The 7,809-nt window shown below is 67.7% G+C and carries 8 protein-coding genes and 2 tRNA genes; 2 read left to right on the plus strand and 8 right to left on the minus strand.

The genetic code is table 11. The features are described 5' to 3' along the window. Positions 1-114: 114 nt before the first annotated feature. The 3 genes from ACESK8_RS17585 to ACESK8_RS17595 all read right to left on the minus strand — a co-directional run bounded on the left by ACESK8_RS17585 (position 115) and on the right by ACESK8_RS17595 (position 2,318). A complete protein-coding gene (locus tag ACESK8_RS17585; protein WP_372969789.1) occupies positions 115-621 on the minus strand; it encodes a tetratricopeptide repeat protein in 507 nt (168 codons plus the stop codon). A 70-nt stretch (positions 622-691) separates the two neighbouring features. Continuing rightward, the gene (tig, locus tag ACESK8_RS17590) at positions 692-2,182 is read right to left on the minus strand and encodes a trigger factor (protein WP_372969790.1); all 1,491 of its coding nucleotides are present in this window, start codon (positions 2,180-2,182) and stop codon (positions 692-694) included. A 62-nt stretch (positions 2,183-2,244) separates the two neighbouring features. After that, positions 2,245-2,318, minus strand: a tRNA-Pro gene (locus ACESK8_RS17595). 109 nt (positions 2,319-2,427) lie between these two features. Here ACESK8_RS17595 and ACESK8_RS17600 point away from each other — a divergent pair. Continuing rightward, a tRNA-Gly gene (locus tag ACESK8_RS17600) sits at positions 2,428-2,498 on the plus strand. Positions 2,499-2,643: 145 nt separating this feature from the next. Continuing rightward, positions 2,644-3,831, plus strand: coding sequence for a hypothetical protein (locus ACESK8_RS17605; RefSeq protein ID WP_372969791.1), 1,188 nt, complete (start codon positions 2,644-2,646; stop codon positions 3,829-3,831). A gap of 101 nt (positions 3,832-3,932) precedes the next feature. Here the strand turns inward: ACESK8_RS17605 and ACESK8_RS17610 are convergent, their stop codons facing one another. From ACESK8_RS17610 to gap, 5 genes are all read right to left on the minus strand, one after another. After that, positions 3,933-4,286 carry an RNA polymerase-binding protein RbpA gene (locus tag ACESK8_RS17610; protein WP_372969792.1) on the minus strand — a complete coding sequence of 118 codons (354 nt, stop codon included), beginning with the start codon at positions 4,284-4,286 and terminating at the stop codon, positions 3,933-3,935. Further along, the gene (secG, locus tag ACESK8_RS17615) at positions 4,286-4,534 is read right to left on the minus strand and encodes a preprotein translocase subunit SecG (RefSeq protein WP_060926463.1); all 249 of its coding nucleotides are present in this window, start codon (positions 4,532-4,534) and stop codon (positions 4,286-4,288) included. The genes ACESK8_RS17610 and secG overlap by 1 nt, the downstream gene beginning before the upstream one ends. Before the next feature lie 81 nt (positions 4,535-4,615). Further along, on the minus strand, positions 4,616-5,407 hold the full coding sequence (gene tpiA, locus ACESK8_RS17620) for a triose-phosphate isomerase (RefSeq protein ID WP_372969793.1): 792 nt from the start codon (positions 5,405-5,407) through the stop codon (positions 4,616-4,618). Continuing rightward, positions 5,398-6,612 (minus strand): phosphoglycerate kinase, encoded by a 1,215-nt coding sequence (pgk, locus tag ACESK8_RS17625; protein WP_372969794.1) that lies wholly within the window; start codon positions 6,610-6,612, stop codon positions 5,398-5,400. The genes tpiA and pgk overlap by 10 nt, the downstream gene beginning before the upstream one ends. Before the next feature lie 9 nt (positions 6,613-6,621). After that, entirely contained in the window at positions 6,622-7,632 is a 1,011-nt protein-coding gene (gene gap, locus ACESK8_RS17630; protein WP_372969795.1) for a type I glyceraldehyde-3-phosphate dehydrogenase, read from the minus strand. Positions 7,633-7,809: the final 177 nt, after the last annotated feature.

A 7,809-nucleotide genomic window follows, 5' to 3' on the forward strand; every position in this document is an offset into this window, starting at 1 on the left:
GACGCTCGTAGCGAGGAGGGGTTCTGCAGCCATGTCAGCTCCTGATTCCGTGTTTCAGTGATTCGAATCTACCGGCGACAACGCAGCGCTCAGGCCGTGTTCGCCGTCGGCATATCAGGCGTCGAGATCCGCGATCTCGTGCGCGTACGCGGTCATCGATCGGTGGTACCTCGGCAGGTGCGGGACGAGCGCGAGGAGCGCGACGGACAGGCCCTGTGCGGGGCGTCCGGAACTGGCCAGGATCAGCGCGTGGACGGTGGCCACCGCATCACGATACGGCCCGTCCGCGGCGATCTCCTCCTCGGCACGGATCACGGCCAATGCCTCGTCGTACTCCCCCAGGTTGCGCAGCGAGCTGGCCATCTGGATCACGCACTGCGGCCGGTGCTCCTCGTCGAGGCCGAGAGCGAGCGCCCTGCGGTAGAGCTCGACCGCCTCCGCGGGTCGCCCTGCCGAGTCCCTGGCACCCGCGCGCTCGAACTCGGCGCGCGCGTCGTCGCGGCCCCGTTCGGCGGCGAGGGCATCGATCCGCGCGATCGTCTCGTCGCCGACCTCCTCGCCGGACGCTTCCGCCCAGACGTCGTCGATGCGCTCGTCCCAGCTCTTCGTCTGCTCGCTCATTGATTCCTCCTCTTCACGAGAAAGGGGCGGATGCCGCAGCATCCGCCCCTCCCATCGAGATCGTGTCCGATCACTCGGCCTTGTCGGCAGCCTTCTTGGCCGGAGCCTTCTTGGCTGCGGGCTTCTTGGCCGCAGGCTTCTTCTCGGCCGGCTTCTCCTCGGCCTCGGCGTCGTCGGCCTTCTTGGCCGGAGCCTTCTTGGCGGCCGGCTTCTTGGCGGGAGCCTTCTTGGCCGGCTTCTCCTCGGCCGGAGCCTCGGACTCGCCCGCGTCCTCCGCCTCGTCGTCGGTCACCACGAAGTCGGACAGGTCGACCCGCTTGCCGTTGGTGTCGACGACCTTGACCTTGCCGAGCGCGATCGCGAGCGCCTTGTTACGGGCGACCTCGCCGACGAGCGCCGGAAGCTGGTTCGACGACTGCAGCGCCTCGACGAACTCCTGAGGAGCCATGCCGTACTGCGAGGCGGACTGGATGAGGTACTGCGAGAGCTCCTCCTGCGAGACCTGCACGTCGGCCTGCTCGGCGATCGTGTCGAGCAGCACCTGCGTGCGGAACTGCTTCTCGCTCGCCTCGGTCACCTCGGCACGGTGGACGTCGTCCTCGAGGCGGTTCTCGCCCTCGAGGTGGTTGTGCACCTCGTCCTCGATGAGCTTCGGCGGAACCGGGATGTCGATCTGCTCGAGCAGCGTCTCGACGAGCTTGTCGCGCGCTGCGGAGCCCTGGGTGAAGACGCCCTGCTGCGACACGCGCTCGGCCAGGCTCTCGCGGAGCTCGGCGATCGTGTCGAACTCGCTGGCGATCTGAGCGAAGTCATCGTCCGCCTCGGGGAGCTCGCGCTCCTTGACCGCCTTGACGGTGACGGAGACCTCGGCCTCGGAGCCGGCGTGGTCGCCGCCGACGAGCGCGGAGCGGAACGTCGTGTCCTCACCGGCGGTGAGGGACTCGATCGCGTCGTCGATGCCCTCGAGCAGCTCGCCGGAGCCGACCTCGTAGGAGACGCCTTCGGCGCGGTCGATCTCGGCGCCGTCGATGGTCGCGACGAGGTCGAGCTCGACGAAGTCGCCCTTGGCGGCGGGACGGTCGACCGGGACGAGCGTGCCGAAGCGGGCGCGCAGGTTCTCCAGCTCGGCGTCGAGCGCCGCGTCATCCGCCTCGACGGCGTCGACGGTCAGGGTGATGCCGTCGAACGAGGGGATCTCGATGTCGGGACGGACATCCACCTCGATGTCGACGAGCAGGTCGCCCGAGAAGTCCTTCTCGTTCGGCCACTGCGTGATGTCTGCGGCCGGACGTCCGACCACGCGGAGCTTGTGCTCGGCGGTCGCGTCGCGGAAGAACTTGTCGAGGCCCTCGTTGACCGCGTGCTCGATGACCGCACCGCGACCGATGCGCTGGTCGATGATCGGAGCCGGGACCTTGCCCTTGCGGAAGCCGGGGATCTGGACATCCTGAGCGATGTGCTCGTAGGCGTGCGCGATGCTGGGCTTGAGGTCGTCGGGGGTGACCGTGATGCTGAGCTTGACCCGGGTCGGGGTCAGCTTCTCGACGGTGCTGTTCGCCATTCTGGTGTGCTCTCCTTGTGATTTCCGCGCTGAATCGCGGCTGTCAGGCCGTTGAAGCCGTGTCGGGGCGACAGGAGTTGAACCTGCGACCTCCCGCTCCCAAAGCGGGCGCTCTACCAAACTGAGCTACGCCCCGGGGAATCCGCATGCAGATTCAGCCCCACCGAGTCTAACGGACGCGAGCACCCCGATCCGTCCGGTATAGTCGATGAGTCGGTACGGGCCGCGCGGTCAAGCCCGACAACGGGGCTGTAGCTTAGTGGTAAAGCCTCTGTCTTCCAAACAGATGATGCGAGTTCGATTCTCGTCAGCCCCTCACTCCGAAGGCCCCCGCAGCGATGCGGGGGCCTTCGTCATTCTCCGATCAGCCGTGATTCTGGCAGAGTCGACGTGTCCGCGTTCCGCTCCCGGAGGTGCCACCGAATGCCCACCCGTCTCGCCTGCACCCTGTCGCGCGGCCGATGAGCGAACGACCGTCGCCCGGAGGGCACGAACTTCCTCCTCACCTGCGCTCCCCCGTCGCGCCGCGGAGGTCTCGGAGAGCGCTCGTCTGGTGGCTCTCCGGCTCACTCGCGGTCGCCGCAGTCCTCGTGTTCGCCGGGGCGCTGCAGCTGACGGCGAACCTCGGCTACGACGACGCGCTGACCCGATTCGAGGACTCGCTCGACGAGACCCGGCTCACCCTCACCGAGGTCGGGGCCGCGACGGACGAGCTCCGCACGACCTCGGAGACCGCGACCCTGCTGGTCGAGAGCGATTCGGGCGTACTGGCCGATCCCGGCGCGAAGGAGACACTCAGCGAGTCCGTCACGACAGCCGGTGACGCCGCAGCGTCCGTGGAGGAGCTGCTCACCGAGCCGCTGCCGGAGGCCGAGGAGAAGCCGATCGTGTTCTGGGAGCTGTTCGGGGCAGCCGAAGAGCTCGACGTCGAGGTCGACGGGCTCGAGGAGCTCGACACCGAGCTGTCCGAGGAAGCGCCCGTCATCTCGACCGCGACCGAGGACCTCACCGCGGCCGGGGTGTCCTTCGTGGAGTCTGCGGCCTCGGCTGCCTCGTCATTCGAGGCCGCGCACCTCTCTGCGAAGAACGACGATGTCATCGCACTCCGAGAGGCTGCCACGACCGCCGCCGGGACGTCCGTGCTCGATGACGCCGCGGTGAGCAGCTTCGTGGCACTGCAGGACGCTGCAGGACAGGTCGTCGCCGGCGAGAAGGCGGAGCTGGCGGAGAAGGCCGGGCCGCTGCAGGGCACCCGGTTGGAGATCGAGGCGTTCGCCCGTTCGCTCGCACCCGGCGTCCTGCTCGAGTTCGACTGGAACACCATCGTCAACGGCGCCGGCTACAACGGCAGCATGGGTGGCCTCACGACCTGGTGGTGGGACGAGCCCGACCGTGCGCTCATCGAGCTCTCGAACTCCGTCGCCGAGCAGTGGCCGGGCGATCGGAGCAAGGCTCTCGTCGCGCATGAAGTGGGACACGCCATCAGCGTCAAGTGCGAGGAGATGTACGACTCGTCGACCCAGGACAGCATCGAGAAGTGGGCGACCGCCTGGGCGATCAGCAAGGTCTTCACCGATGACGCCAACGGCGTGTGGGCATACGGCTATCCCCCGCAGAACTACATCGATGCCGCCGCCGGGTGCCGCTGAGCCGCGCCGCTGAGCCGCGGCCACCTGGACGACGCGCTCAGACAGAGAAGAAGCCGTCGCGATCGAATCGCGACGGCTTCTTGTGTCAGATCAGACGGAGGTCACTGGCCCCGGCGCTCGCGAAGCTGGGTCAGCGCGTCCTCGAGCAGCTGCACGGCCTCCTCGTCGGTGCGACGCTCCTTCACGTAGGCGAGGTGCGTCTTGTACGGCTCGGCCTTGGCGAGGGCAGGCGGGTTCGCCTTGTCGCGTCCGGCCGGGAGCCCCGACTGCGGGTGGTCGATCGTCTCGGGGATCTCGTCCTCGGGCAGGCCCGCCGCGAAGTAGCGGACCGTCTCGTTGCCGAGCCCGTCCCAGTACGACACCGCGATGCGGTCGGCGTGGTAGCCGTGGTCCTGCTCGCCCATGGGTCCGGAACCGACGCGGGTCCCTCGGATCGCGTTACCGCCAGTAGCCATCAGATCACCTCGAACTTCGTGATGAGACCGAGCGCGACGATCGCCACGAACCACGCGAGAGCGAGGATGACCGTGAAGCGGTTGAGGTTGCGCTCAGCGAGGCCCGACGAGCCGACAGCCGACGACATGCCTCCGCCGAACATGTCGGACAGGCCGCCGCCGCGACCCTTGTGGAGGAGGATGAGGAGGGTCAGCAGGACGCTGGTTATACCCAGCACCACCTGCAGGACGAACTCGAGAATTTCCACGAGGAAGAGCCTTTCGCTGGGGCAGGACTGCCCCGGTAACGGTCAAGTATACGGTGCGGCGGGGCCGGAGCCCCGCCACACTCACACGCCGACGTGCTTCTCGAAGCGGATGATCGCGGCGAACTCGTCGACCACGAGGCTCGCGCCACCGACCAGTGCACCGTCGACATCGGGCTCGCGCATGAAGCTGGCGATGTTGGCCGCCTTCACCGAGCCGCCGTACAGGATCCGGGTGCGCGCGGCAGCGTCGTCACCCAGCACCTTGGCGATCACCGCGCGCAGTGTCGCGCAGACATCCTGGGCCTGCTGCGGCGTCGCGGCCTGGCCGGAGCCGATCGCCCAGACGGGCTCGTAGGCCACGACGATGTCGGCATCCTTCGGCAGGCCCTGGAGCGCGACCTCGAGCTGACCGACGGGAACAGCGCTGGCGCCGAACTTCTCGAGGTCCTCTGCGGTCTCGCCCACGCAGATCACCGGCGAGAGGCCGTGCTTGAGCGCGGCCTTCGTCTTCGCCGCCACGACCTCGTCGGACTCGGAGTGGTACTCGCGGCGCTCCGAGTGCCCGATGATGACGTACTTCGCGTCGAGCTTCGAGAGGAACGCGCCGGACACCTCGCCGGTATAGGCACCGGAATCGTGCGCCGAGAGGTCCTGAGCGCCCAGGGCGAACGGGATCTTGTCGGCGTCGATCAGCGTCTGCACGCTGCGGATGTCGGTGAAGGGCGGGAACACCGCGACCTCGACCGATCCGTCCTCGTGCTTGGCGTCCTTGAGCGTCCAGTGCAGTTTCTGCACGAACGCGACCGCCTGCAGGTGGTCGAGATTCATCTTCCAGTTTCCCGCGATCAGCGGGGTACGGGTCTTCACGCCCATCCGAGCACCTCCAGGCCGGGTAGTTTCTTGCCCTCGAGGAACTCGAGGCTGGCGCCGCCACCGGTCGAGATGTGACCGAACTGGTCGTCGGCGAAGCCGAGCTGACGCACGGCCGCCGCGGAATCTCCGCCGCCGACGACGCTGAGACCGTCGACCTCGGTGAGAGCCTGTGCGACGGCTTTGGTCCCGCCCGCGAAGGCGGGGAACTCGAACACACCCATCGGACCGTTCCAGAACACGGTCTTCGATCCGCGGATGACCTCCGCGAAACGCGCCGCCGTGTCGGGACCGATGTCGAGGCCGATGCCGGCCGCGCCGAACGCGGTGTCCTCGATCGCGTCGGCGGCGGTCACCTCGTGCTCGGCGTCAGCCGAGAAGGAGGAGGCCACGACGACGTCGGTCGGGAGCACGAGCTCCACGCCGCGCTTCTCGGCTTCGGCGATGTAGCCGCGGACGGTCTCGAGCTGGTCCTCTTCGAGAAGGCTGGATGCCACGGCGTGGCCCTGCGCCTTCAGGAAGGTGAACAGCATCCCTCCGCCGACGAGGATGCGATCCACGCGCGGCAGCAGGTGCGAGATCACGCCGAGCTTGTCGCTCACCTTGGACCCGCCGAGCACGACCGCATACGGCCGCTCCGGGTTCTCCGTGAGACGGTCGAGCACGTCGAGCTCTGCGGCGATCAGCAGTCCGGCTGCGGAGGGCAGCAGCTCGGCGAGGTCGTAGACGCTCGCCTGCTTGCGGTGCACCACGCCGAACCCGTCGGAGACGAGGACGTCCCCGAGCTCTGCGAGCTGAGCCGCGAAGGCGCCGCGCTCGGCGTCGTCCTTCGAGGTCTCCCCCGGGTTGAACCGCAGGTTCTCGATGACGACGATGCCGCCGTCCTCGAGCGAGGCCACGGCCTCCTGTGCCGACTCGCCGACGGTGTCGCGCGCGAACGCGACCGGCTTGCCGAGCAGCTCCGACAGTCGCTGGGCGACCGGGCCGAGGCTGTACTGCGGGTCGGGCGCACCGTCGGGGCGACCGAGGTGCGAGCACACCACGACGCGGGCGCCCGCGTTGATCAGTGCGTTGAGGGTCGGCAGCGAGGCGCGAACGCGGCCATCGTCCGTGATGATCCCGTCCCGGAGGGGGACGTTGAGATCACAACGGACGATGACGCGCTTGCCCTCGAGCGAACCCAGTGAGTCCAGGGTGCGCAGAGTCATGGAGGTGTCTCAGAGACGCTCGGCCACGTACTCGGTCAGGTCGACGAGACGGTTGGAGTAGCCCCACTCGTTGTCGTACCAGCTGGAGACCTTGACCAGGTTGCCGCTGACGTTGGTCAGCGTCGAGTCGAAGATCGACGAGTGCGGGTTGTGCACGATGTCGCTCGACACGATCGGGTCCTCGTTGTACTGCAGGAAGCCTGCGAGGCGCCCATCGGCAGCAGCCTTCTTGTACGCCTCGTTGACCTCGTCGACCGTGAGGTTCTCACGGTCGGTGATGAGGGTGAGGTCGACGATCGAGCCGGTGGGAACCGGCACGCGGTACGACGAGCCGCTCAGCTTGCCCTGGAGCTCGGGCAGGACCTCGCCGATCGCCTTGGCGGCACCGGTCGAGGCCGGCGTGATGTTGATGGCCGCTGCGCGTGCACGACGAAGGTCGCTGTGCGGGCCGTCCTGCAGGTTCTGGTCTGCGGTGTAGGCGTGAGCGGTCATCATGAAGCCGCGGTCGATGCCGAACGCGTCGTTGAAGACCTGGGCCAGCGGCGCGAGGCAGTTGGTGGTGCACGAGGCGTTGGAGATGATGTGGTGCGTCTCCGGGTTGTAGGTGTCCTCGTTCACGCCCATGACGAACGTGCCGTCGACGCCGGTGCCCGGTGCCGAGATGAGGACCTTCTTGGCGCCGGCCTCGATGTGCTTCTTGGCGAGGTCGGCCTTGGTGAAGAAGCCGGTCGACTCGATGACGATGTCGACGCCCAGCTCGCCCCACGGGAGGCCTGCGGGGTCGCGCTCGGCGAAAGCCTTGATCGCCTTGCCGTTGACCGTGATGCTCTCGTCGTCGAAGCTGATGTCCGCATCGAGCACGCCGCCCACGGAGTCGTACTTCAGAAGGTGGGCAAGGGTCTTGTTGTCGGTGAGGTCGTTGACCGCGACGATCTCGATGTCCGCTCCCTGCGCGAGAGCCGCGCGGAAGTAGTTGCGTCCGATGCGGCCGAAGCCGTTGATACCGATCTTGACAGACACTCAGGTCTCCCTGTTTCTCGTGCGCTGTGCGCAGCAGAAGTGCATACGCGATGCGCGGGGGTTTTTGGCTGAGATGGCGTCCCGACGAGACTTGGCCCGTCGGGACGCGACCCGATTACGACAGTACCAGCAGGCCGTTCGTCTTCTCGCGGGCGACCTCGAAGCGCTGGGCGACGT

Source organism: Microbacterium sp., assembly GCF_041641055.1.
Taxonomy (GTDB): domain Bacteria; phylum Actinomycetota; class Actinomycetes; order Actinomycetales; family Microbacteriaceae; genus Microbacterium.

Excerpts from the sequence above, each read along its gene's own strand:
- ACESK8_RS17585 (WP_372969789.1), bottom strand. The coding sequence starts at position 621 with ATGAGCGAGCAGACGAAGAGCTGGGACGAGCGCATCGACGACGTCTGG.
- tig (WP_372969790.1), bottom strand. The coding sequence starts at position 2,182 with ATGGCGAACAGCACCGTCGAGAAGCTGACCCCGACCCGGGTCAAGCTC.
- ACESK8_RS17605 (WP_372969791.1), top strand. The coding sequence starts at position 2,644 with ATGAGCGAACGACCGTCGCCCGGAGGGCACGAACTTCCTCCTCACCTG.
- ACESK8_RS17610 (WP_372969792.1), bottom strand. The coding sequence starts at position 4,286 with ATGGCTACTGGCGGTAACGCGATCCGAGGGACCCGCGTCGGTTCCGGA.
- tpiA (WP_372969793.1), bottom strand. The coding sequence starts at position 5,407 with ATGGGCGTGAAGACCCGTACCCCGCTGATCGCGGGAAACTGGAAGATG.
- pgk (WP_372969794.1), bottom strand. The coding sequence starts at position 6,612 with ATGACTCTGCGCACCCTGGACTCACTGGGTTCGCTCGAGGGCAAGCGC.